Here is a 22,621-nt window from a genome sequence, read left to right as displayed (position 1 = left end):
TGTACACATTGACTTGAGTCTCACGATTCATACCGTATATTTAATAACGGTTCTGTAAAAGAACAGCATGGTATTTATCATATGCTCAACATTATCCTCATCGAAAGTAGACAATTTCCAATGCCACCGCATTGGGTTGATTATCGTCCTTTCATGAAGCGAGTTGATTCGCCAGCCGGTTGAAAATTCGTTATGATCCACCCCCACTTTTTAGTCTGGTTGTCTGATGTCTACGATTCTCGATACCTTTGTTGCTCCGCCGTGCCATGACGAAATAGAGATCCTTTACCAGGATGAACATCTGCTGCTTATCAATAAACCCAGCGGGTTGCTGAGTCTGTCGGGGAAAAATCCGCAAAATCTTGATTCGGTGCACTATCGCCTGGTACAGATATTCCCTGGCTGCACGCTGGTGCACCGGCTTGATTTTGGTACATCGGGTCTGATGGTCGTTGCACGCAATAAAGCAATCAATGCTGCGCTCTGTCAGCAGTTCAGCCAACGTTCGGTGACTAAGGTGTACAGCGCATTGTTATGTGGACACCTGAAACAGGATAACGGTGTGATTGATGCCGCCATTGTCAAAGATCCCGCACTGTTTCCGTTGATGTCGATTAGTACCATTAGCGGTAAACCTGCGCGTTCCCGTTTTCGGGTGATTGAGCGCTTCAATCAGCGACTGAAGGATGGAAGGTCACTGCCCCTGACGCGGGTGCAACTGATGCCGGAGACCGGACGAACCCATCAGCTACGTCTTCACTGTCAGCATTTGGGTCATCCGATCTGGGGCTGTGATCTTTATGGTGGACGCGAGTGGCCTGGCACGGAACAGACGTCACGGCTGATGTTACATGCCAGCGAATTGCGTCTGGTACATCCCATCAGCAAAGAACACATCAACGTCTGCCATGCCTGCCCATTTTAACCCGGCGGCTATTACGGTGTTATCGTGCGGCACGTTGCAGAATGACGGCTGACGGCTGGCGTTGCAGAAAACGCATCCGCAGCATCATCAACACCGCGGCAGAGGTCAGGCCAATAATAAAGCCCATCCAGAAGCCCGCTGGCCCCATGCGGTCGACGACCAGATCGGTGAGCGCAAGAATATATCCACTTGGCAAACCCAGCACCCAATACGCCGTGAAGGTGATAAAGAAAATGGAACGCGTATCTTTATAACCACGCAGGATCCCGCTGCCAATAACCTGAATTGAGTCTGATATCTGGTACACGGCAGCCAGTAACATCAGCTGTGCAGCCAGTGTGACAACTTCAGGATTATTGTTGTAGAGCAGGGCGATGTGCTCGCGCAAGGTGACGGTGAAAATGGCGGTCATCATCGCCATGCATACGCCGACACCTAAGCCTGTTCTGGCTGCGGTCTGTGCATCCAGCGTTGATCCCTGACCCAGGCGGTATCCCACACGAATGGTGACGGCAGCAGCCAAAGACATCGGCAAGACAAACATGAGTGAGCTGAAGTTCAGCGCGATTTGGTGTCCGGCGACGTCGACAATCCCCAGTGGGGAGACCAACAGCGCTACCACGGCAAACAGCGTGACTTCAAAAAATAATGCCAGCGCAATGGGCAAACCCAACTGTACCAGGCGTTTCATCACCGCGGTGTCAGGTTTCTGGAAGCCACGCGCATTACGGATATCACGCATTGATCGGGCGCGTTTGACGTAAGAAAGCATGGCGGCAAACATCACCCAATATACCGCAGCCGTAGCCACACCGCAGCCTACGCCGCCCAGCTCTGGCATACCCAAATGGCCATAGATGAAAACATAGTTAACCGGAATGTTCACCAGCAGGCCGAGAAAACCCATTACCATTGCCGGTTTGGTCTTGGCCAGACCTTCGCACTGGTTACGGGCAACCTGGAAGAACAAATATCCGGGCGCACCCCATAGCAGCGCGCGCAGATAGCCAACGGCTTTGTCGGCCAGTGCAGGATCAATGTTATGCATAGAGCGGATAATGTGTCCCGCATTCCAAAGCACAATCATAATCAGAACGGATACCATCCCCGCCAGCCAGAAACCCTGACGTATTTGATGAGCAATTCGATCGCGGCGTCCGGAACCGTTAAGTTGCGCAATCACTGGCGTCAGCGCCAGCAACAGCCCGTGACCAAACAAAATTGCGGGTAGCCAGATGGACGTACCAATAGCAACGGCGGCCATGTCCGTCGCGCTGTATCCGCCGGCCATCACGGTATCGACGAATCCCATTGCGGTTTGAGCGATTTGCGCAAGAATCACCGGAATTGCCAGAGCTAATAACTGACGCGCTTCACTTACATACTTTTGCACGTGTACACCACTATATTGTTGTTATTTGAGAGACTAAAAAAGCCGCCTTATATGGCAGCAAGAAGAAAATGCAGGGGAAATTTCAGTCTATTGTAGCGAGGAATCCGTATTTCTCCAGTGAAAAAATAGGTGGGAGTGGCGCATTGCTGGCAACCTGATTTTCCACCTGCTATTGTGCACAGCAGAGATGTCTTAATTGAGTTCAGGAGTTACAGGTATGTTTACGGGTATTGTGCAGGGCACCGCGAAACTGGTGTCGATTGATGAAAAACCGAATTTTCGCACACATGTAGTGGAGTTACCTGAATACATGTTGGATGGGCTGGAGACCGGCGCATCGGTGGCACACAACGGCTGTTGTCTGACAGTGACCGAAATTAACGGTAACCAGATAAGCTTCGATCTGATGAAAGAGACGCTGCGAATCACCAATCTGGGTGACCTGAAAGTCGGGGACCTGGTCAACGTTGAACGTGCGGCAAAATTCAGCGATGAGATTGGCGGACATCTGATGTCAGGCCATATTATGACTACCGCTGAAGTATCCAAAATCCTGACCTCTGAAAATAATCGTCAGGTATGGTTTAAAGTTCAGGATCCGTCGCTGATGAAATATATCCTGTACAAAGGATTTATCGGTATTGACGGTATTAGCCTGACGGTAGGCGAAGTCACACCGACACGCTTTTGCGTGCATTTGATTCCGGAAACGCTGGAACGTACGACGCTGGGTAAGAAAAAACTGGGTGCGCGAGTCAATATCGAAATCGACCCGCAAACGCAGGCCGTTGTTGATACGGTTGAACGTGTACTGGCCGCACGTGAAAGCGCTATGAGTAACGTGACTGGCGAAGCGGGCGTTTAAGTCGGAATAAAAAGCCCCCGGTCGTTCGGGGGCGATGCTGTCTAACGGGGAACGCGGAGCCCGTGTTCAACGCCACGAGAGAACACAACCTGCCACAGCTGGATGTCGCGCGCGCGAAATGCGCCAGCACACGCATTCAGGTAATAACTGAACATCCGTTTAAAGCGTTCACTATAGTTGTCGGCAATTTCTGGCCAGGCGGTCATGAAACGCTCGTGCCAGGCCATCAGAGTGGTATCGTAATCCGCCCCAAAGTTATGCCAGTCTTCCATCACGAAGTGCGGTTCGCTGGCGTTGGCAATCTGGCGAACTGACGGTAAACAGCCGTTCGGGAAGATGTATTTATTGATCCACGGATCAACATTATTGTCGGTTTTTTTAGAGCCGATGGTATGCAGCAAAAAAAGACCATCTTGCTTTAAATTACGGTCAACAACGTCAAAATAGGTGTTGTAGTTTTTCGGTCCCACATGCTCAAACATACCGACGGAAACGATACGGTCAAACCGGTCATTCAGGTCACGGTAGTCCTGCAGCAAAATCGTGACATCCAGCCCTTCACAGCGCGTCTGCGCCATTTTTTGCTGTTCTGCTGAAATCGTCACGCCAGTCACGCTTACCCCGTATTGTGACGCCATGAACTGGGACAAGCCTCCCCAGCCGCAGCCAATATCGAGTACGCGCATACCTGGTTTCAATTGCAATTTCTCGGCAATCATTTTTAGCTTCGCCTGCTGGGCAGATTCCAGGGTATCGGCATCTTTCCAGTAGGCGCAGGAATATTGCATGTAGGGATCAAGCATGCGGGTAAAGAGATCGTTGCCAAGATCGTAGTGTTCTTTGCCGACGACCCAGGCACGTTTTTTGGTTTGTAAATTAAACAGACGAGCCGTTGCGATACGTAGCGTATCTCTGAAGTGGCGGGGGAGTTGGCTTTCAAGACCTGCACGCAGGACTTTGTTAAAAAACATATCCAGCCGATCGCATTCCCACCAGCCGTCCATATAACTTTCACCTAACCCCAACGATCCTTCCTGCAACACGCGTTTGAAAAAGTCGGGGTTTTTAACGCGAATATCTGCCGGTGCCGGGCCATTAATGGTAATGCCTGCACGGCTCAATAACTCATTGGTGATTCGGTACCAGTCATCATCCGGTACGCTGACGTCTTCTATACATGATGAACTCATAGCTTCTCCATCACTGGTCGGTGATCAGAACCTTAAAACAGCGTAGACGCTTTTTTGGGCTTTGTGAGAAATCTCACGGAATTAATCCGTGAATCTATAATCCGACGTAGAACAGAGGAAGGGAGGAACCCTTGCCGAAAAGGCCATCCATGGAAAAGCGGGAACCTGCTTGTTCCCGTTACTCTATAAATCTTATCGTTTTATTAACAACCGAAAATCAGTATAGGCCTGAATTTTTGGCTATTCAACCGATAATTGTTAGCGGGCTAACTAAATGCCCGCAACAATGATTAATGTGACTCACCGTGGGCAATTTGCGCGCTCTCATCCGGCAAGGATGTGTTGTCAGTCTGTGACTGCATTTTGTAGCCTAGCGCGGCCAGCAGCACTGTCGTCAGCATAACGCTGGTGGTGGTGAGCAGCGGCGTGCTGATTAACCACGAAACGACCAGGCTTGCCAGGAAGCATAACCCCAGTTGCAGCGTGTTCTGCAGCGCAGCGGCACGCCCTGTTGCCTGTGGGAATGGACGCAGCGCCTGGGCGACAACGATAGGGTAGATTGCCCCGTTCGCAATGGCCATCACACAGAATGGGATCAGGATTTCAGCCAACGCAACGTGGTGAATAAAGCCAGTAGCCCAGGTGGCGATAACGCTAATGGCATACAGGATAAGTAACCACGGCAGAAGCTGGCGACCCTGCCATTTTTGCAGTGCCGCACGGCAGCCGTAACCACCGATCAAAAATGCAATAGTTTGCGGAACATAGCTCAGACCAATCACCGCCGGGCTATAGCCCATTTCGCTAAGGATAAACGGTGAACCCGTCAGCCATGCGAAGAAGCTCGCAGAACATGCTGCGTAAATCAGTACATTTCCACGGTATGCTTTGGAGCGCAGCAGCGTAGCGAACGTCAGTTTATCCTGGCTGTCATCGCGCGCTTTTGCCGTTGGTTTTAAGCGCAGGGCCGGCAGCATCAGGACCAGGGTAATTGCAAAAAGGGTGGCAAAAATGGCCTGCCAGGAAAAATGTACCAGGATCCAACTGCCTAATAATGGTGCAAGAGCAGGAGACAATCCGACCAGCGGCATAATGGTGGCAAAGATGCGGTTTACTTTTTGTGAAGGATAATAATCGGTAACCAGCGCCTGCCAGATAACCGAAGCCGCACAGACACCAACGGCCTGAATAAAGCGCAGCACCAGTAAGCCGGTGGCGTTTTCTACCCACAACATGCCCAGGCTGCCCAGCGCGAAGATGGATAAGCCCAGCATCAAAATCGGTTTACGACCATAGTGGTCGGAGAGTGGCCCCCACAAAAGTTGTGCAACGGCAAAACCCGCTAAGAACAAACTAAGGCTGGCACTCACGGCGGAGGCGGGTGTCTGTAAATCGGCCTGAATAGCCGCAAAGGCGGGCAAATACATATCGGTTGCCAGAAAACCCAGCACGCTAAGACCTGCCAGCCAGACTAAAAACCCTTTTCCTGGTTGCATTATCGTTTCTCTTTTTAGCAATAGAACATTGCTGCTGAGTGTAGTGAGTGTAATTCTCGCTGTGAAACGCTAATATTTGCTTACTGATTTCAAATTTTTTGCAGGCAGAATATGTGGTCGGAATATTCACTTGAGGTGGTTGATGCGGTGGCGCGTAACGGTAGCTTTAGTTCCGCTGCTCAGGAGTTGCACCGCGTACCTTCGGCGGTAAGCTACACGGTGCGCCAACTGGAAGAGTGGCTGGCTGTGCCTCTTTTTGAACGTCGTCATCGGGACGTGGAATTAACGCCTGCTGGCGCATGGTTTTTAAAAGAAGGCCGGTCTGTTATCAAAAAAATGCAGATCACCCGTCAGCAATGTCAACAAATTGCCAATGGCTGGCGAGGACAACTGGCAATTGCGGTAGATAATATTGTGCGTCCAGACCGGACTCGACAGATGATTGTGGATTTCTACCGCCATTTCGATGATGTGGAACTTCTGGTCTTTCAGGAGGTGTTTAATGGCGTCTGGGACGCGCTTTCGGACGGTCGCGTGGAGTTAGCTATCGGCGCAACGCAGGCTATTCCGGTAGGGGGACGCTATACGTTCCGCGACATGGGAATGCTGAGCTGGAGTTGCGTGGTAGCCCGTCATCATCCGCTGGCGGCGATGCCGGGACCGCTCAGTGACGATACGTTGCGCAACTGGCCATCGCTGGTACGCGAGGACACCTCCCGCACACTGCCGAAACGTATTACATGGTTGCTGGACAACCAAAAACGCGTTGTGGTTCCTGACTGGGAATCCTCGGCCACCTGCTTGTCAGCCGGGCTTTGTGTCGGGATGGTACCGACGCATTTTGCCAAACCGTGGATCGATAGCGGAAAATGGGTGGCGTTACAGCTGGAAAATCCGTTCCCGGATGCCGCTTGTTGCCTGACCTGGCAGCAGAATGATACGTCGCCAGCACTGAGCTGGTTACTGGACTACCTGGGGGACAGTGAGACGCTGAATAAAGAGTGGCTGCGGGAGCCGGATGAGGCCCCCGCACAACAGGCTTAACGACGATAATCGCGGAATGGACCGTCGGCAACGGAACGACGTTCTACCAGGCGTGGGTGCACCTCGATAGACTGCGATTCTTCACGTTTATTCACGATTCGGTCTAACAGCATGTTGAAGGCCGTTTCACCCAGTGAATCTTTTGGCTGATGAATGGTTGTCAGCGCAGGGGTGAAGTAACGGGCGTTGCGCACGTTGTCGTAACCGATAACTGAGATATCCTGCGGCACGCGCAGTCCCATCTCGTCTGCGGCACACAGCGCACCCATCGCCATAATATCACCACCACAGAATACGGCGGTTGGGCGATGCGACTGGGAGAGGATTTGCTGCATAGCGCGATAGCCGGATTCAGGTTCGAAATCACCCTGGACAATCCAGTTTTCGGGAACTTTAATCAGCGCTTCTTCCATTGCTTTCATAAAGCCAGCCAGGCGGCCTGCGCCGGTATTACGCTCCATGGGGCCCGGGATTACGCCGATCTCACGATGACCGCGTTCAATCAGATACCGGCCTGCCATGTAACCACCTTCAAAAGCGTTATCAATGACGGTATCGGTAAAGTCGGCTTTTGCCTCGCCCCAGTCCATGACCACCATTGGAATATGGCGATACTCTTCGAGCATGGAAAGCAGTGATTCCGGATACTCTGAACACATTACCAACAGGCCATCGACGCGCTTTTGCGCCATCATAGACAGGTAGGCTTGCTGTTTTTCAAGACTGTTCCAGGCATTGCCCAGAATCAGCGTGTAGCCTTTCTGGAAACAATTTTTCTCAACAGCCTCGATAATTTCGGCGAAATAGGCAGCTTCACTGCTGGTTGCCAACAAACCGATCGATTTGGTGTGATTCACCTTCAGGCTACGTGCCACTGCGCTAGGGGAGTAGTGCAGTTCTTTAATCGCTGCCCAGACAGCGTTGCGCGTTTCTTCTGCGACAAAGCGCGTTTTGTTAATTACGTGTGATACGGTTGTAGTGGAAACGTTTGCTCGCTTCGCTACATCTTTAATAGTTGCCATTACATCTCACTCCAGACCATATCCTAAGCTCCTGAGAATACTCCAGGTAAACGTTTGCCTTCACACACCCTCAACGCAACGTCAGGGTTGCGGCACGCCGGGAAAACGACACGGAACGTCAGGAAGGGGTCAATGGCCGGTACGCTAATCAAGTAAGCGTGGAATTTTGTCTGATCTTAACGAAAAGGGGAAGAGTTAAAAGCAGTTATCAATATAAATCGTGAGAGATTTTTGCTTTCAAGTGTGTAAAAATGCGCAATATCACTTTTTGTGTGGGAATAAAAAGGAGAAAACTTGATGAGCACCGATCTGAAATTTTCGTTAGTGACGACCATAATTGTTCTGGGCCTGATTGTTGCGGGTGGCCTGACTGCAGCACTGCACTGATTTCCCCCGAGGGAGTTCGCTCTCCCTCATCCTTCCTGATTGTCTTTCCCCTCCTATTTTTTGCAAATAAGCAAAAGTCTTTTGCAGTTTTGTTAACTTTATTAATTTTGCGATCAATGTCATGCTTTTGACTCTTATGATGTGTCGTGCCAAGGCTCGACGTTACGGAGTCGATAGATGAAAATAAATTATCCTTTACTGGCGCTGGCGATAGGTGCGTTTGGCATTGGAACGACCGAATTTTCTCCCATGGGATTGCTACCCGTCATTGCCAAAGGCGTGGATGTTTCCATTCCGGCCGCAGGGATGTTAATCAGCGCGTATGCGGTAGGCGTGATGGTTGGCGCACCGCTGATGACCTTACTGCTGTCCCATCGTGCGCGTCGCAATGCGCTTATCTTTCTGATGGCCATTTTTACGTTGGGTAATGTGCTTTCGGCGATATCTCTGGATTACACGACGCTGATGCTGTCGCGCATTTTGACCAGTCTTAACCACGGGGCATTTTTTGGCCTCGGTTCAGTTGTGGCGGCAAGCGTTGTCCCTAAACATAAACAGGCCAGCGCCGTTGCGACTATGTTTATGGGGTTAACTATCGCGAATATTGGCGGTGTTCCCGCGGCAACCTGGCTTGGGGAAACCATCGGCTGGCGTATGTCCTTTATGGCGACGGCGGGACTGGGCGTTATCGCGATGGCTAGTCTGTTCTTCTCGTTACCGAAAGGCGGGGCAGGTGAGCGCCCTGATGTGCGCAAAGAACTGGCTGTGTTAATGCGTCCACAAGTGGTGTCAGCTTTACTGACGACCGTTCTGGGGGCCGGGGCGATGTTTACGCTTTATACCTACATCTCACCCGTGCTGCATAGCATTACTCATGCTACGCCGGCGTTTGTCACCGGTATGCTGGTGCTGATTGGCGTTGGGTTCTCTATCGGTAACTATCTGGGGGGTAAACTGGCTGACCGTTCGGTTAACGGTACGCTGAAAGGCTTTTTACTGCTGCTGATGGTTATTATGCTGGCGATACCTTTCCTTGCTCGTAATGAGCTGGGTGCGGCCGTGAGTATGGTGGTATGGGGTGCTGCAACGTTTGCGGTGGTTCCGCCGCTGCAGATGCGTGTGATGCGCGTTGCCAGCGAAGCACCTGGATTGTCATCGTCAGTCAATATTGGCGCGTTTAATCTGGGGAATGCCCTGGGAGCGGCGGCTGGTGGGGCGGTAATCTCCGGAGGGTTGGGCTACAGTTTCGTCCCGGTAATGGGGGCGATTGTGGCGGGACTTGCGCTACTGCTGGTCTTTGTCTCGGCAAGGAAACAAGCGGAAGACGTCTGCAACGCAACGAACTAAAAACAAAAAAACGCAGAAGGGAACTCCTTCTGCGTTGTCATTTTATGCTGCGAAGTTTTTCGCAACAAATTCCCAGTTCACCAGTGCCCAGAAGTGTTCCAGGTAGCCAGGACGGGCATTACGATAATCGATGTAGTAAGCATGTTCCCACACGTCAACGGTCATCAGCGGCGTCGCATCAGTCGTCAGCGGCGTACCTGCGTTGGAGGTGGACACGATAGCCAGTTTGCCATCCGTTCCTTTTACCAGCCAGGTCCAGCCAGAACCGAAATTCTTGATAGCGGCATCGGTGAATTGTGCTTTGAAGTCTGCAAAGCTGCCAAAGGAGGCGGCAATCGCTTCGGCCAGTTTACCGGTCGGCTCGCCACCTGCGTTTGGCGCCAGGCAGTTCCAGTAGAACGTGTGGTTCCATACCTGTGCTGCGTTATTGAATACACCACCTTCAGAGCTCCGTACGATCTCTTCCAGTGATTTACCTTCAAACGCGGTGCCTTTAATCAGGTTATTCAGATTGGTCACGTAGGTCTGATGGTGTTTGCCATAGTGGTATTCCAGCGTTTCGGCAGAAATGTGCGGTGCCAGAGCATCTTTGGCATACGGTAATGCAGGTAATTCGAACGACATTGCTTCTCTCCTTATTATTTATAGTGAGTACACACAATAGCCTCATTGTGAGTAAGGATAGGGTAGCAAATTGAAAGGTTATGCAAAAGAAGAACTTACCCTACAGCATATTCTGTAGGGTAAGTTTTTAGCGAATTGTTTTCGGCGTCATCACACGGCGAGCGCCCACGTAGTGGCGTTGCCAGTAATCTTCGCTCAGAGAGGTGATTTGAATTTCCTGACCGCTACGTGGGGACTGGATAAATTTACCATTGCCGACATAGACGCCAACGTGATCAGCAGTACCGCGACCTTGCGTGCGGAAGAAGACCAGATCACCGTTTTTCAGTTCACCACGTTCAATCGGCGCAGCGTCGCGCAGGTGATACATTTCATTGGCGGTACGCGGAATGCGGAACTTCACCAGATCTTTATATGCGTAATAAACCAGCCCGCTGCAATCAAAACCGGTTCTGGGTGAGGTGCCCCCCCAACGGTAAGGTTTACCGATTTGGTTCATCAGGGTAGACATGGCGGTTTTGGTCGCTTTCTGTACTTTCACTTTATGCACATCAGCAACGGCTGTTGGCGCAGTCGTCTTCACTTTTACACAACGTGGCTTATGACCTTTGCGCGGGGTACATTTTTCAGTCCAGGTGACGGCGGGGGTTTGTATTGCCGCTGTTTTACTGCGACGGTTTGCTGTTTTCGTCGATTTTGCCGGAGTCGCTGTGCGTTTTTTGGAGGAGGAGGCCGTTTTCGTACTGGTTTTACTGGTGTTTTTTGTCGCCGTTTTCTTGTTGGTTTTTGTTGCTTTCTGGCTGGTTGTTGCGCTTTTCTTTTTATCTACCGTCTTGACAGTGTGGGAAGCGGTAGGTGTCGTCCTGGCCTGCTTGGAAGCATGAGCCATAGGCGTAAAAGGCAGTGTGGTAAAAAGTAAAGCACAGAGCGTGATCGAGATTCGGTTTATCCGCGCCACTGAGCAGTCCTCTGGTAAGGCAGGTCTATCGCGCCTGCGTGTGATTTTCAAAACTTGACGATTCTAATCTATAGAAAGAGGGAAAGTTAATAGCTTTTTTCGTTTAAAACTACGTTTCGTAACCGACCGCAAAAAAAAACAGCAATTCAAGGCGTAATTGGTGAACAGATAATCAAATCCCCAGGCTTTACGCGGATAAGTGAGATTGTGAATGCAACTTTTAACGACAGGCGATAAAATAATATCGCGTAATGAAAATGTTATTTTCCGTTACCTGCCTGACCCGCTACAATGTCAGACTACTGCCGTAAAAGAAGTTTAAGGAAGCAAGATAATGAGCACCACTATCGAAAAAATCCAGCGCCAGATCGCTGAAAACCCGATTCTCCTGTACATGAAAGGTTCCCCAAAACTGCCAAGCTGCGGTTTCTCTGCTCAGGCTGTGCAGGCGTTGTCCGCCTGTGGCGAACGTTTTGCTTATGTTGATATTCTGCAGAACCCGGATATTCGCGCCGAGCTGCCGAAATATGCCAACTGGCCGACTTTCCCACAGCTGTGGGTTGATGGTGAACTGGTAGGCGGCTGTGACATTTTAATTGAAATGTACCAGCGCGGTGAGTTGCAGCAGTTGATTAAAGAAACTGCAGCGAAATACAAAACCGAAGAGCCGGACGCTGAGTAACCAGCAAAAATAAAAAAGCGACCTCAGCTGGTCGCTTTTTTTATGCCGCCGTTACGCCTCTTCGGGCACTGGCAGAGGCCAGCCGCCGAGACGTTTCCAGCGGTTAACAATCTCGCAGAACAGAACGGCTGTTCGTTCTGTGTCATACAGCGCCGAGTGCGCCTGAGTCCCATCAAACTCCATACCTGCAGCCAGACAGGCTTTTGACAGTACGGTTTGCCCCAATGACAGGCCGCTTAATGCTGCCGTATCAAAGGTGACGAAGGGGTGAAACGGATTACGTTTCAGTGAGGCGCGTTCTGCCGCAGCCATCATAAAACTGTGATCAAATGTCGCATTGTGCGCCACCATGATAGCCCGATTACAGCCGCTATCTTTGATACCTTTACGTACCATTTTAAAGATGGCATGCAGCGCATCGTACTCGCTGACGGCGCCACGCAACGGGTTGCTCGGGTCGATGCCGTTAAATGCCAGCGCTTCGGGTTGTAAATTCGCCCCTTCAAACGGTTCAACGTGGAAATGTAACGTCATGTCCGGCATCAGCCAGCCCTGTTCATCCATTTTCAGTGTGATGGCGGCAATTTCAAGCAGCGCATCGGTTTTGGCGTTAAATCCTGCTGTTTCGACATCAATGACGACAGGATAAAAACCACGAAAACGGTCACACAGACCGGAAAGTTGAGCGTTATCGGACATCTGGGTCTCTTAATACGGGAAAATTGCAGCGCGTATTATGGCAAAATGATGAGTATAAAACTACGGGCACAGACGATCTGCGCCCGAGGAGAGATTAGTCGCCCAGACCGCGGCCGGCGTCTTTTTCTTCGATCAGTTCAATTTTATAGCCATCTGGATCTTCAACAAACGCGATGACCGTCGTACCGCCTTTTACCGGACCCGCTTCACGCGTCACGTTCCCGCCGTTTTGACGAATACGTTCACAGGCCTCTGCCGCGTTATCTACGCTCAAGGCAATGTGACCATATGCGGTACCCAGTTCATACTTGTCAACGCCCCAGTTATAGGTCAGTTCGATCACGGCTTCGCTGGTTTCAGGGCCGTATCCGACGAATGCCAGAGAGTACTTATATTCAGGGTTTTCGCTGGTACGCAGCAGCTTCATGCCCAACACGTTGGTATAAAACTCGATGGAACGCTGCAGGTCACCTACGCGCAGCATGGTATGAAGTAAACGCATCTTTCTTCCCCTTCAAAAATGGCTAATACATTCAAAATGTTGTTTTAGTATAGCGGCGTTATAACGCCGCTATCAATGAACGATTAGAAATCGATTGGCAATTCTCAGGACGTTACAGGGTAGGATAATCGGTATAGCCTTCAGCACCGCCGCCGTAGAAACTTTCCGCACGCTGCGGATTGAGCTCGGCTTTACGCTGCAGACGTGCAACCAGATCCGGGTTAGCAATGTAAGCACGACCAAAGGCAACAGCATCGATCAGACCTTTCTCGATCAATGATTCGGCTTTCTCTGGCGTATAGGCGCCTGCACCAATAATCGGACCGTGGAAACGGGCGCGAACTTTCTCGCGAAACGCGTCTGAATACGGTTCGCCACCCGCCCAGTCTGGCTCGGACATATGCAGATAAGCAATGCCGCGTTTGCCCAATTGCTCGATCAGATACAGAGCATCAGCCTCTTCATTTGGACCGTTGTCGACGTTCTGGAACGAGCCGATTGGGGAAACACGGATACCAATGCGATCGGCACCCCATTCTTTAATACCGGCATCGACGACTTCCAGTACCAGACGGGCGCGGTTTTCGACGCTACCGCCGTATTGATCGGTACGCTGGTTCGAGGTTGGCGATAAGAACTGGTGCAGTAAGTAACCGTGAGCAGAGTGCAGCTCGACCAGGTCAAAACCGGCTTCACGCGCATTGGCAATCGCCTGGCGGAAATCATTCACGATGCCCGGGATTTCTTCGGTTTCCAGCGCACGCGGCATTGAGGTATCGGCACGTGTGGCCAGTCCATTTTCATCGCGCAGAGACGTTCGGGTGCCGGCACTGATGGCGGACGGTGCGACCGGAGCCTGACCGTTTGGCTGCAGGCTGGAGTGGGAGATACGTCCGGTATGCCACAGCTGAACGGCGATATGGCCCTGCTCAGCGTGTACAGCCGCCGTAATCTTTTTCCACGCAGCAATTTGCGCATCACTGTGCAAACCTGGCGCTCCGGCATAACCTTTCGCCTGCGCAGAAATCTGTGTCGCTTCGCTAATGATCAGACCCGCACTGGCGCGTTGACGATAGTATTCGGCCATCAGCGGAGTAGGGATGTCGCCAGGTTCGATGCTGCGCAAACGGGTCAGTGGGGCCATAAACACGCGGTTTGCCGCGGTGATCGCACCCACCTTCAGCGGGGAAAAGAGTTTTTCAGATGACATGTTACACTCCTGAATAGACCGGTCGTCTAGTGATAAATTAAATAAAAACGCCTGTTAAACGACAGGCGCTGCAATGATGGTTTTGACGTGAGCCAGCGCGTTTTCCAGCGGCGTGGCACTACGCGACATTTTGGCCTGCAGGTTGGCTCCCAGCCACAGCGCATACAACACCTGCGCCTGCTGCAAAGGTTCGCCAACAAACGACAGACAATGGTTCGCCTGACCTTTTTCCAGCGCCAGCGCCAGCAGCGTAATAATGTGTCGGGCGCCTTTGTCCATTGCTGTACGCATATCTTCGGAAAGATCGCACACTTCGGCAGACAATTTCACGGTTAAACAGCCACTGATGATGCCGTGCTGGCTAAACTGGTTCAGAGTTTCCTGGTAGTAGGCCAGAATACGGTCACGGTAGTTCCCTGCGCCCGTCTCAAAATGCGTAGCCAGTCGCTGATGATAGGCCGCGTAATGACGCTCCAGCATCGCCACACCGAACGCTTCTTTTGAGCGAAAATAGTGATAAAACGAACCCTTGGGAACCTCCGCGGTTTTCAGTAGCTCGCTTAAACCCATGCCGGTGAAACCGCGCTGCATACACAGTCGTTCGCCGGTCGCCAAAAGATGTTCGCGTGTATCGTGTTCAGTTACTTTGTTCATGCCGAAGAGTGTAATAGACCAGTCGGTCTAATGCAATAGCGCTTGCCAGATTTTCAGTTACCGTCTTCAATAGGTATATCAATCTTACAAAAGGAGGGGATGTGGCCGAACAGCTGGAGTTTTTCCCCGTCCAGAGCCCATGCCGCGGTATATGTCAGTCTGACGATCGCGGTTTTTGTCGTGGATGTTTTCGCAGTCGGGATGAGCGTTTTAACTGGCAGAAAATGAGCGATGCCCAAAAGCAGGAGGTACTGCGGCTCTGTCGCCAGCGTCTGATGCGTAAATTACGCGCAAACAAATCCAACCCACCGGAAGAACCGCAACAACCTTCACTCTTTTAAAAGCGTAATTGCGTATACTCGATGCACATTCACTTATAAGGAAGCTGCTATGGTTCAGCGTATTACTATTGCGCCGCAAGGCCCGGAATTTTCGCGCTTTGTGATGGGGTACTGGCGCCTGATGGACTGGAATATGTCCGCACGTCAGCTAGTCAGCTTTATTGAGGAACATCTCGATCTGGGTGTCACGACTGTCGATCACGCGGATATTTATGGCGGATACCAGTGTGAGGCTGCGTTTGGCGAGGCGATGAAACTGGCGCCGCACCTGCGTGAAAAAATGCAGATTGTTACCAAATGCGGTATTGCCACGACGGCGAAAGAGGAAAACACGCTGGGTCATTACATCACTGACAGCGCCCATATTATTGCCAGTGCCGAAAAGTCGCTGAAGCTGCTGGCAACCGATCGTCTTGATCTGCTGTTGATCCACCGCCCCGATCCGTTAATGGATGCAGACGATGTGGCGGAAGCTTTCAAGACATTACATCATAGCGGTAAGGTGCGCCATTTTGGTGTCTCTAACTTCACGCCGGCACAGTTTTCACTGCTGCAATCACGATTACCCTTTACCCTGGCAACCAATCAGGTCGAAATTTCACCGGTGCATCAACCTCTCCTGTTGGATGGGACGTTAGATCAGCTGCAACAGCTGCGTATCCGCCCAATGGCCTGGTCTTGCCTGGGTGGTGGGCGTCTGTTCAATGATGACGCCTTCCAGCCGCTGCGCAATGAACTGGCCGTGATAGCAGAAGAACTGAATGCGCAGTCCATAGAACAGGTGGTGTATGCGTGGATCCTGCGCCTGCCGTCGCAGCCGCTGCCGATTATTGGCTCGGGTAAAATCGAACGTGTGCGTGCTGCAATTGAATCAGAGTCATTGAACATGTCTCGCCAGCAGTGGTTCCGTATTCGTAAAGCGGCGCTCGGTTACGACGTGCCTTAATCACGTATTCAGCGTTCCGTCGTTCAAATTTGTGTCACTGGATTACACTTATCAGTCAGACACCTGGATGACGGAGGTTGTATGAAGCGTTTGAGTTTAGCCATCATCACGTTACTGGCCTGTGCAGGTGCACAGGCTGCCAGTGAGAAAGTGGTGATGAATCTGGTGACGTCGCAGGGCGTTGGCCAGGAAATTGGTACTGTCACTATTGCCGAATCCGCAAAAGGGCTGGAGTTTACGCCTGATCTTAAAGCACTGCCGCCGGGTGAACATGGTTTTCATGTGCATGCTAACGGCAGTTGCCAGCCCGCGATTAAAGAGGGGAAGGCCTCGGCAGCAGAATCGGCTGGCGGTCATTACGACCCGCATAAAACCGGCAAGCATGAAGGTCCGGAAGGTGCAGGCCACATGGGCGACCTGCCTTTGCTGGTGGTAAATAATGAAGGGAATGCCACGACGGCAGTGACAGCCCCCCGGTTGAAATCACTTGATGAAATTAAAGGTAAAGCGCTGATGATCCACGTTGGTGGCGATAATATGTCCGATCAGCCGAAACCACTTGGCGGTGGCGGGGCGCGCTACGCCTGCGGTGTTATCAAGTAATCAGCGACTCAGCGTGCCCGGTGGCGGCGCTTGCTCAAGTTGTGAAAGTGAGCAGTGTAGTCGCCAGATCAGGGCCGATAACTCCTGCGCAGCGGGCTGATGATGATGGGCCAGTGCATCACAGATGCGCTGGAGTTCATTAAGCGTGGCATTCAGCGGACGTTGCTGCACGCCACGCTCACTCATTACATCGCGTAGCAGTGAGATACACACATCCCTGACGCGCGCCAGCGGATCTGAGCGTGCCTCCCAGACGCGAAGTTGCCACACTACGTGTGAGCAGTTCAGTAGCACCACTCCCCAGCGTAGCAACCAACGTCGCGCCAGTGCATCCTGGCTGTTGCTGAGCTGGCTGACATGATGATAGGTCAGTGACTCAAACTCGTTTTCACTGAGTGAAGGGTGGCGGCTAAGTTGATCGACGAAGTTACGCCGTAACGCGCGAATGTGGCGGCGGCTTTTTCTCGCATCAGAACCTGGCCGCAGAATGGCAAAAGCCAGCCACGACAGCGCGACGCCAGTGATTTTCGCCGTATTATCATTCAAAAAACCTGCAAAATCATAGACGGGAGGATTGGTCACCGCGATAAACGATCCCATAAAGACGATCAGCTGTCCCCAAAGTCCCGCCAGTTTCGGCATCTGTAGTTTTAACAACTGCATGGTGGCAAGCAGCGGGAAGAGAAACAGAATGAACTGCCAGAGATCGGTAATTTGGACCATCAGACCGAATTTCACCGCAAAACTGAACAGCGACAGCAGGACCAGCGTGCGCATCAGCAAAGAGAGTGATTTGAAGGGGGCCGCTACGGCGGAGTACAACACGCAACTGATAGCGGCAAGCGTCAGAGCCCCGGAGCCTGACTCCCATTGCGCGCCAATGCTCCACGCGCCGATTGCCATCAGCGTAATAAAGGTACGCAATCCGCTCCAGAGAGCCTCCGCGTTATCGGTATGACGGGCAAGACCCGGCGTGCGCTCAATATTGAGATTATCGACCGTGACACCCTTTTCCAGTAAGCGCAGATAATGGCTGCTTTGCAGATAGATACGGCAAAAATAGCGCAGACGCTGCCAGAAGGCGACGTGCCGATAATCATGCTGATCGACGGGGCACAGCGGGGCGATAATCCGTGCGACGGCGTAGCTGTCGGTATCAGGTTTGACTAACGCGGTCAGCAACTGCTCGATGATATCCCGGGTATTAGCCGGATGATTAGGCCAGTTCAGTAGCATCCGCCGCAGACTGGAAATAACGCTGGTCAACCGCAACTGTTGGTGTAACAACGCATTGAGTAAGGTATTTTGACGGCGAAAACGGTAGTGGCTCCAGAACGCCTGAATACGCAGCAGATTCATTGTCAGGATTTGGCCGATCACCCCTTCATGGGCGGTGCGGATAGCATCTGTGGTTTCTGGCTGCCAGAGTAAACTGGCATGCTCCAGCAAACGTGCATGCATATTTTTCAATGCGGTCAGCAGCGTGGTGCCATCGGATGTACTGGGCAGGATCATCATCATCAGGCCGCCACAGAGGATCCCGACGATGACTTCGCACACGCGTGCCTGGGCGATATCCCACAGCTGCGTAACCTCTGTAATATGCACCATTGGAAAGGCAATAATCGCCGCGGTATAGCCTGCCAGTTGAAAAGCGTAGGCCACGTTGTTGGTGAAATGTGCACACGCCCAGGTACAAAAACCGATCCAGACTGACATGCTCAACAGAAACAGCCAGGGTTCATTGAGGGTATGGCCGGCTATAATCAATGCGGCCGTTGCACCGAGTAAACTGCCCGCGATACGCCCCAGGCTTTTGCTGATCACGCCACCGACGGTTGGAAAACTGACTACCGCCGCTGATGTCATCGCCCAGTAGGGTTCGTCCAGATTGAGGTAATAGGCGAAGGTTAACGCCAGACACATCGCAATAGTATTACGCAGCGCGTAACGCCACTGTCCGCTCGTGGCTTTAAACCACGGCAGACTGGCGGGTGTCAGGCGGGGCAGTTTCATTTTTGCTGACCGATGGACACGCTACAGGTTGTCCCTGAAACCAGCGTAACATCGTGCGGAAGGGTATCAAATTCGATACGAACGGGAACCCGCTGCGCCAGACGAACCCACGGAACGTTTGGTTTGATGTCAGGAACCAGACCGGAATTGCTTTCCACACTCTGATCATAAATGGCGCGACCAATGCCGGAAACGTGACCCTGTAACTTAATGTTGCCGCTGTAGAGCGTGATAAGAGCAGGTGCCCCGTCTTGAATATGGCGTAGCTTGGTTTCTTCAAAATAGCCCATGACATAAAAAGAGTGGCTGTCGACCAGGGCAAACAGAGGTTTACCCGTTGAGGCGTAGTCCCCGGTACGGGTTGATAGATTGGTGACCCAGCCTGTGACCGGGGCTTTGACTACCGTTTGCGCCAGTTGCCACTGAGCATGGCGCAAACTGGCCTGGGCTGCGGCAACGGTCGCCTGCATGGCTTTAACATTGAGCAGTGCGCTGTCCAAATCTTCGGCCGAGATGAAATTTTGCGACAAATTGCGGCGACGTTTGGCTTCATTACTGGCTTTGGTCAGATCGGACTGCGCTTTGGCCAACTGAGCCTGTGCGTTCAGCTCAGCAATCTGGAAAGGGGTCTTGTCGATAACAAAAAGAACATCGCCTTTGTTAACCAGTTGATTATCTTTAATGTTGAGTTCACTAATGCTGCCAGAGATCTGCGGAGTGATGCTGACTTGTTCAGCGCGGACTTTTCCGTCACGCGTCCATGGCGATTGCATATAGTAATTCCACATCCACCACCCGGCGAGGACGGCAATAACAGCGACTATAATAGTGGAGAAGTATTTAATGGTTTTAAGCGACATAATCACCACGCAATCAACATGATAAAGGCCAGACACACGCAAAGCGTAAAGAGGGACAGATCCATTAACAGGGGATGCCAGATTTCGCCAGAATAGATCCCGTCGCGTAGCAGGCGATGAACAACTAGCCAGAGGATAAATCCTGCAACAAACGCCTTGAAAATAGGGGGGAAGTAGACAGATGCTCCGATCATTAAATCTTGTAGGGGCAATCCTGTTGCATTAAACATAAACTTCACGGGCAAAATCCTTGGCGAAAAGAGCGTTGCTATAGGTTTAGCAAAAAAAGGGACAATGTGTCTTTGTAACGCATAATGTCTGAAAAAATGTCATCCGGTAAGCAAATTTGGCAATACATTTGTTTTGGGAATACAAATGCTGCACACTATTCTAAAATCAGCACAATAACTTAGCAAGCTAATTATAAGGAGATGAAATTGGAATCGCCATTAGGTTCTGATCTGGCACGGTTGGTGCGCATTTGGCGTGCTCTGATTGACCATCGCCTGAAACCTCTGGAGTTGACGCAGACGCATTGGGTTACGCTGCACAACATTCATCAGTTGCCACCGGATCAATCACAGATTCAGCTGGCTAAAGCGATTGGTATTGAGCAGCCTTCATTGGTGCGTACGCTCGACCAGTTAGAAGAAAAGGGACTCATTTCACGACAGACTTGCGCCAGCGATCGTCGGGCAAAGAGAATTAAATTAACGGAGAAGGCCGAACCGCTGATTGCTGATATGGAAGCCGTTATCAACAAAACGCGCGGCGAAATTTTGGAAGGGATTTCAGCTGAGGAAATTGATCTGCTGATAAAACTGGTCGCCAGACTGGAACACAATATCATTGAACTGCAGTCGCAGGGCTAAAGCGATCAACACGACGTGTGGCCAGAGGCTGACCACACGTGAATTCGATTAACGTGGAGACACGGTAACCTGGCTACCATTGTTAGCCATAACAACGCGCTGACCCGCAGAGAATTTGGTCGCACCCTGCTTCTGAACCACCATGATGGTATTACCATCATCCTTACGAATTTCCAGTTCTACGCCCTGGGTTTTATTCATCGCACCTTGTACGCCCTGGCCTGCTACGCCGCCGGCAACCGCACCTGCAGCTGTCGCTAATGAACGACCGGTACCGCCGCCTACGGTGTTACCGAGGAACCCACCCAGCACAGCACCACCAATAGCGCCAATCACGTTTGCGTCGTCACCACCCTGGATTTGCACCGGACGAACATGAACAATCGTACCGTAGGTAACGTTCTGAACTTGTTTCGCTTCGGATGCGGTATACACGTCACCTGAAAGGCTATCATTGTTAACGCAGCCCGCTAAAGATACGCCCATTAATGAAACAATCAGCACACGTTTAATCATTTACAAATCTCCTTTGTCACCACGAAACGCTAATAAAGCACTCCTCATGGCTAAATTATATGGCATTTGTGAGTCTAAGGTCACATGTTCTACTGGAACAATATGAAAATCTTAACCGAAATCGGGTTAACCGAGTATAAACGAATCATTCATCACGTTAATGGAATTTAAGGGTTACTGGAAAGATTAACCCGCAAAAATCATCAAGGAAGCATGGAATTAGTCGACACTTTATGGTGGAGTGTCAAGGCTAATTTGCTTAAAAGGATGACGTATGAAATCGGGCCGTTTTATCGGAGTGATGTCTGGAACCAGCCTTGATGGTGTGGATGTTGTGCTGGCGGCGATAGATGAAACGATGGTTGCGCAGCAGGCAAGTCTGACATGGCCCATCCCCGTTCATGTAAAACAGGCCATTCTGGATATCTGTCAGGGGCAGCAACTGACGCTTTCCCAATACGGTCAACTGGACACGCAGTTGGGGCGTTTGTTCGCCGATGCGGTGAACGCGTTGCTGCAGCAGGAAAAATTAAAACCGCAGGATATTGTCGCGATCGGCTGTCATGGGCAAACCGTGTGGCATGAACCGACAGGAATTGCGCCACATACGCTACAAATTGGTGATAACAACCAGATTGTTGCGCGTACCGGGGTAACGGTGGTCGGCGATTTTCGTCGGCGCGATATCGCGTTAGGCGGACAGGGGGCACCGCTGGTTCCTGCTTTTCACCAGGCGTTGCTGGCGCATCCAACGGAGCGCCGGATGGTGTTAAATATTGGTGGTATTGCCAATCTGTCACTGCTCATTCCAAAACAACCGGTTCGGGGATATGACACCGGTCCGGGCAATATGCTGATGGATGCGTGGATTTGGCGGCAATGTGGCCAACCTTATGACAAAGATGCGCAGTGGGCCTGTTCGGGGACAGTGATTCTGCCGCTGTTACAAACGATGCTTAACGACCCGTATTTTTCCGCACCAGCGCCAAAGAGTACGGGGCGCGAATATTTCAATTATGGCTGGATTGAACGCCATCTGACCCAGTTTCCGGGAATTAGCCCACGAGACGTACAGGCGACGTTGGCTGAACTGACGGCCGTGACAATTTCCGAGCAGGTCCTGTTGAGCGGAGGGTGTGAACGGTTGATGGTATGTGGCGGCGGTAGTCGCAATCCACTTCTTATGATGCGTCTGGCGGCGCTGCTGCCGGGTACGGAAGTGACCTCCACTGATGAAGCCGGGATCAGTGGTGATGATATGGAAGCGTTAGCCTTTGCCTGGCTGGCGTGGCGTACTCTCGCGGGACTGCCGGGGAACCTGCCTTCTGTGACCGGCGCATCTGAGCCCAGCGTTTTAGGGGCTATTTTCCCCGCTAATCCACGAACTCAGAGTTAACTGAAATTATTCTACGCGCTATACCGATAAACTAGGGATGTTAGGGAGGGTGTTTTTGCCCTCCGGGACCAGG

Annotated in this window: 24 protein-coding genes and 1 pseudogene; 11 read left to right on the top strand and 14 right to left on the bottom strand. The window is 51.5% G+C overall.

Annotated elements, in window-relative coordinates:
- The first annotated feature begins 226 nt into the window (after positions 1–226).
- Positions 227–925: an RluA family pseudouridine synthase gene (locus tag FDX19_RS01155; RefSeq protein ID WP_137381288.1), complete on the top strand. Its 699-nt coding sequence runs from the start codon at positions 227–229 to the stop codon at positions 923–925.
- A gap of 19 nt (positions 926–944) precedes the next feature.
- Here the strand turns inward: FDX19_RS01155 and mdtK are convergent, their stop codons facing one another.
- Complete coding sequence (gene mdtK, locus FDX19_RS01150) at positions 945–2,318, bottom strand: MdtK family multidrug efflux MATE transporter (protein ID WP_137381287.1); 1,374 nt, start codon at positions 2,316–2,318, stop codon at positions 945–947.
- Between the two features lie 217 nt (positions 2,319–2,535).
- Here mdtK and FDX19_RS01145 point away from each other — a divergent pair, with 217 nt between their 5' ends.
- A complete protein-coding gene (locus tag FDX19_RS01145) occupies positions 2,536–3,183 on the top strand; it encodes a riboflavin synthase subunit alpha (RefSeq protein ID WP_115643435.1) in 648 nt (215 codons plus the stop codon).
- Positions 3,184–3,224: 41 nt separating this feature from the next.
- Here FDX19_RS01145 and cfa read toward each other — a convergent pair whose 3' ends face one another.
- Together cfa and punC are read right to left on the bottom strand one after the other, a co-directional pair.
- Positions 3,225–4,373, bottom strand: a complete 1,149-nt coding sequence (gene cfa, locus FDX19_RS01140) for a cyclopropane fatty acyl phospholipid synthase (RefSeq protein WP_137381286.1) — start codon at positions 4,371–4,373, stop codon at positions 3,225–3,227.
- A gap of 290 nt (positions 4,374–4,663) precedes the next feature.
- The gene (gene punC, locus FDX19_RS01135; protein WP_137381285.1) at positions 4,664–5,869 is read right to left on the bottom strand and encodes a purine nucleoside transporter PunC; all 1,206 of its coding nucleotides are present in this window, start codon (positions 5,867–5,869) and stop codon (positions 4,664–4,666) included.
- 111 nt (positions 5,870–5,980) lie between these two features.
- Between punC and punR the strand changes: the two genes are divergently transcribed.
- Positions 5,981–6,913, top strand: a complete 933-nt coding sequence (punR, locus tag FDX19_RS01130) for a DNA-binding transcriptional activator PunR (RefSeq protein WP_137381284.1) — start codon at positions 5,981–5,983, stop codon at positions 6,911–6,913.
- Here the strand turns inward: punR and purR are convergent.
- Complete coding sequence (purR, locus tag FDX19_RS01125) at positions 6,910–7,935, bottom strand: HTH-type transcriptional repressor PurR (RefSeq protein ID WP_137381283.1); 1,026 nt, start codon at positions 7,933–7,935, stop codon at positions 6,910–6,912. The two genes, punR and purR, sit on opposite strands and share 4 nt — an antisense overlap.
- Before the next feature lie 297 nt (positions 7,936–8,232).
- Between purR and cydH the strand changes: the two genes are divergently transcribed.
- Both cydH and FDX19_RS01115 read left to right on the top strand, forming a co-directional pair.
- Positions 8,233–8,322 (top strand): cytochrome bd-I accessory subunit CydH, encoded by a 90-nt coding sequence (gene cydH / locus FDX19_RS01120; protein WP_003029209.1) that lies wholly within the window; start codon positions 8,233–8,235, stop codon positions 8,320–8,322.
- Between the two features lie 177 nt (positions 8,323–8,499).
- Positions 8,500–9,669, top strand: coding sequence for an MFS transporter (locus tag FDX19_RS01115; RefSeq protein WP_137381282.1), 1,170 nt, complete (start codon positions 8,500–8,502; stop codon positions 9,667–9,669).
- A gap of 42 nt (positions 9,670–9,711) precedes the next feature.
- On the opposite strand, the gene sodB is transcribed toward FDX19_RS01115, so the two are convergent.
- The gene (gene sodB, locus FDX19_RS01110) at positions 9,712–10,293 is read right to left on the bottom strand and encodes a superoxide dismutase [Fe] (protein ID WP_048211764.1); all 582 of its coding nucleotides are present in this window, start codon (positions 10,291–10,293) and stop codon (positions 9,712–9,714) included.
- A 127-nt stretch (positions 10,294–10,420) separates the two neighbouring features.
- The gene (locus tag FDX19_RS01105) at positions 10,421–11,251 is read right to left on the bottom strand and encodes a C40 family peptidase (RefSeq protein WP_137381281.1); all 831 of its coding nucleotides are present in this window, start codon (positions 11,249–11,251) and stop codon (positions 10,421–10,423) included.
- Between the two features lie 334 nt (positions 11,252–11,585).
- Here FDX19_RS01105 and grxD point away from each other — a divergent pair, with 334 nt between their 5' ends.
- Entirely contained in the window at positions 11,586–11,933 is a 348-nt protein-coding gene (gene grxD, locus FDX19_RS01100; RefSeq protein ID WP_003832760.1) for a monothiol glutaredoxin 4, read from the top strand.
- Between the two features lie 51 nt (positions 11,934–11,984).
- Here grxD and rnt read toward each other — a convergent pair whose 3' ends face one another.
- The 4 genes from rnt to FDX19_RS01080 all read right to left on the bottom strand — a co-directional run bounded on the left by rnt (position 11,985) and on the right by FDX19_RS01080 (position 14,998).
- Positions 11,985–12,632, bottom strand: a complete 648-nt coding sequence (rnt, locus tag FDX19_RS01095) for a ribonuclease T (RefSeq protein ID WP_137381280.1) — start codon at positions 12,630–12,632, stop codon at positions 11,985–11,987.
- 94 nt (positions 12,633–12,726) lie between these two features.
- Positions 12,727–13,134, bottom strand: coding sequence for a lactoylglutathione lyase (gene gloA, locus FDX19_RS01090; protein WP_003029198.1), 408 nt, complete (start codon positions 13,132–13,134; stop codon positions 12,727–12,729).
- Positions 13,135–13,246: 112 nt separating this feature from the next.
- Positions 13,247–14,344: an alkene reductase gene (locus tag FDX19_RS01085; RefSeq protein ID WP_005127184.1), complete on the bottom strand. Its 1,098-nt coding sequence runs from the start codon at positions 14,342–14,344 to the stop codon at positions 13,247–13,249.
- A gap of 54 nt (positions 14,345–14,398) precedes the next feature.
- Entirely contained in the window at positions 14,399–14,998 is a 600-nt protein-coding gene (locus tag FDX19_RS01080; RefSeq protein WP_137381279.1) for a TetR/AcrR family transcriptional regulator, read from the bottom strand.
- 101 nt (positions 14,999–15,099) lie between these two features.
- On the opposite strand from FDX19_RS01080, the gene FDX19_RS01075 reads away from it, so the two are divergent.
- From FDX19_RS01075 to sodC, 3 genes are all read left to right on the top strand, one after another.
- Positions 15,100–15,339, top strand: coding sequence for a DUF1289 domain-containing protein (locus tag FDX19_RS01075; protein ID WP_137381278.1), 240 nt, complete (start codon positions 15,100–15,102; stop codon positions 15,337–15,339).
- A gap of 49 nt (positions 15,340–15,388) precedes the next feature.
- Positions 15,389–16,285, top strand: a complete 897-nt coding sequence (locus tag FDX19_RS01070) for an aldo/keto reductase family oxidoreductase (protein ID WP_137381277.1) — start codon at positions 15,389–15,391, stop codon at positions 16,283–16,285.
- A gap of 81 nt (positions 16,286–16,366) precedes the next feature.
- Positions 16,367–16,888 carry a superoxide dismutase [Cu-Zn] SodC gene (sodC, locus tag FDX19_RS01065; RefSeq protein ID WP_137381276.1) on the top strand — a complete coding sequence of 174 codons (522 nt, stop codon included), beginning with the start codon at positions 16,367–16,369 and terminating at the stop codon, positions 16,886–16,888.
- Here sodC and FDX19_RS01060 read toward each other — a convergent pair.
- The 3 genes and pseudogenes from FDX19_RS01060 to FDX19_RS01050 form a co-directional block, all read right to left on the bottom strand.
- A pseudogene (locus FDX19_RS01060) lies at positions 16,864–18,904 on the bottom strand (FUSC family protein). The gene sodC and the pseudogene FDX19_RS01060 overlap by 25 nt on opposite strands.
- Positions 18,901–19,764, bottom strand: coding sequence for an HlyD family secretion protein (locus FDX19_RS01055; protein WP_137381274.1), 864 nt, complete (start codon positions 19,762–19,764; stop codon positions 18,901–18,903). Before FDX19_RS01055 ends, FDX19_RS01060 begins: the two are co-directional and overlap by 4 nt.
- 2 nt (positions 19,765–19,766) lie before the next feature.
- A complete protein-coding gene (locus FDX19_RS01050) occupies positions 19,767–20,003 on the bottom strand; it encodes a DUF1656 domain-containing protein (protein ID WP_137381273.1) in 237 nt (78 codons plus the stop codon).
- Positions 20,004–20,195: 192 nt separating this feature from the next.
- On the opposite strand from FDX19_RS01050, the gene slyA reads away from it, so the two are divergent.
- Positions 20,196–20,636 carry a transcriptional regulator SlyA gene (slyA, locus tag FDX19_RS01045; protein ID WP_019076732.1) on the top strand — a complete coding sequence of 147 codons (441 nt, stop codon included), beginning with the start codon at positions 20,196–20,198 and terminating at the stop codon, positions 20,634–20,636.
- A 48-nt stretch (positions 20,637–20,684) separates the two neighbouring features.
- On the opposite strand, the gene slyB is transcribed toward slyA, so the two are convergent.
- Complete coding sequence (gene slyB, locus FDX19_RS01040; protein ID WP_003029175.1) at positions 20,685–21,152, bottom strand: outer membrane lipoprotein SlyB; 468 nt, start codon at positions 21,150–21,152, stop codon at positions 20,685–20,687.
- Positions 21,153–21,426: 274 nt separating this feature from the next.
- Between slyB and anmK the strand changes: the two genes are divergently transcribed.
- Complete coding sequence (gene anmK / locus FDX19_RS01035; protein ID WP_137381272.1) at positions 21,427–22,548, top strand: anhydro-N-acetylmuramic acid kinase; 1,122 nt, start codon at positions 21,427–21,429, stop codon at positions 22,546–22,548.
- The last annotated feature ends 73 nt before the right edge of the window (positions 22,549–22,621 follow it).

Source organism: Citrobacter sp. wls619 (assembly GCF_005281345.1).
In the GTDB taxonomy this organism is placed as follows: Bacteria; Pseudomonadota; Gammaproteobacteria; order Enterobacterales; family Enterobacteriaceae; genus Citrobacter.
This window is presented reverse-complemented; position numbering and strand designations above follow the sequence as displayed.

Bases quoted from the DNA above. Each gene is read 5' to 3' on its own strand.
- FDX19_RS01155 (WP_137381288.1), top strand. From the start codon at position 227: ATGTCTACGATTCTCGATACCTTTGTTGCTCCGCCGTGCCATGACGAA.
- FDX19_RS01145 (WP_115643435.1), top strand. From the start codon at position 2,536: ATGTTTACGGGTATTGTGCAGGGCACCGCGAAACTGGTGTCGATTGAT.
- cfa (WP_137381286.1), bottom strand. From the start codon at position 4,373: ATGAGTTCATCATGTATAGAAGACGTCAGCGTACCGGATGATGACTGG.
- punC (WP_137381285.1), bottom strand. From the start codon at position 5,869: ATGCAACCAGGAAAAGGGTTTTTAGTCTGGCTGGCAGGTCTTAGCGTG.
- punR (WP_137381284.1), top strand. From the start codon at position 5,981: ATGTGGTCGGAATATTCACTTGAGGTGGTTGATGCGGTGGCGCGTAAC.
- purR (WP_137381283.1), bottom strand. From the start codon at position 7,935: ATGGCAACTATTAAAGATGTAGCGAAGCGAGCAAACGTTTCCACTACA.
- cydH (WP_003029209.1), top strand. From the start codon at position 8,233: ATGAGCACCGATCTGAAATTTTCGTTAGTGACGACCATAATTGTTCTG.
- FDX19_RS01115 (WP_137381282.1), top strand. From the start codon at position 8,500: ATGAAAATAAATTATCCTTTACTGGCGCTGGCGATAGGTGCGTTTGGC.
- sodB (WP_048211764.1), bottom strand. From the start codon at position 10,293: ATGTCGTTCGAATTACCTGCATTACCGTATGCCAAAGATGCTCTGGCA.
- grxD (WP_003832760.1), top strand. From the start codon at position 11,586: ATGAGCACCACTATCGAAAAAATCCAGCGCCAGATCGCTGAAAACCCG.
- rnt (WP_137381280.1), bottom strand. From the start codon at position 12,632: ATGTCCGATAACGCTCAACTTTCCGGTCTGTGTGACCGTTTTCGTGGT.
- gloA (WP_003029198.1), bottom strand. From the start codon at position 13,134: ATGCGTTTACTTCATACCATGCTGCGCGTAGGTGACCTGCAGCGTTCC.
- FDX19_RS01085 (WP_005127184.1), bottom strand. From the start codon at position 14,344: ATGTCATCTGAAAAACTCTTTTCCCCGCTGAAGGTGGGTGCGATCACC.
- FDX19_RS01080 (WP_137381279.1), bottom strand. From the start codon at position 14,998: ATGAACAAAGTAACTGAACACGATACACGCGAACATCTTTTGGCGACC.
- FDX19_RS01070 (WP_137381277.1), top strand. From the start codon at position 15,389: ATGGTTCAGCGTATTACTATTGCGCCGCAAGGCCCGGAATTTTCGCGC.
- sodC (WP_137381276.1), top strand. From the start codon at position 16,367: ATGAAGCGTTTGAGTTTAGCCATCATCACGTTACTGGCCTGTGCAGGT.
- FDX19_RS01055 (WP_137381274.1), bottom strand. From the start codon at position 19,764: ATGTCGCTTAAAACCATTAAATACTTCTCCACTATTATAGTCGCTGTT.
- slyA (WP_019076732.1), top strand. From the start codon at position 20,196: ATGAAATTGGAATCGCCATTAGGTTCTGATCTGGCACGGTTGGTGCGC.
- slyB (WP_003029175.1), bottom strand. From the start codon at position 21,152: ATGATTAAACGTGTGCTGATTGTTTCATTAATGGGCGTATCTTTAGCG.
- anmK (WP_137381272.1), top strand. From the start codon at position 21,427: ATGAAATCGGGCCGTTTTATCGGAGTGATGTCTGGAACCAGCCTTGAT.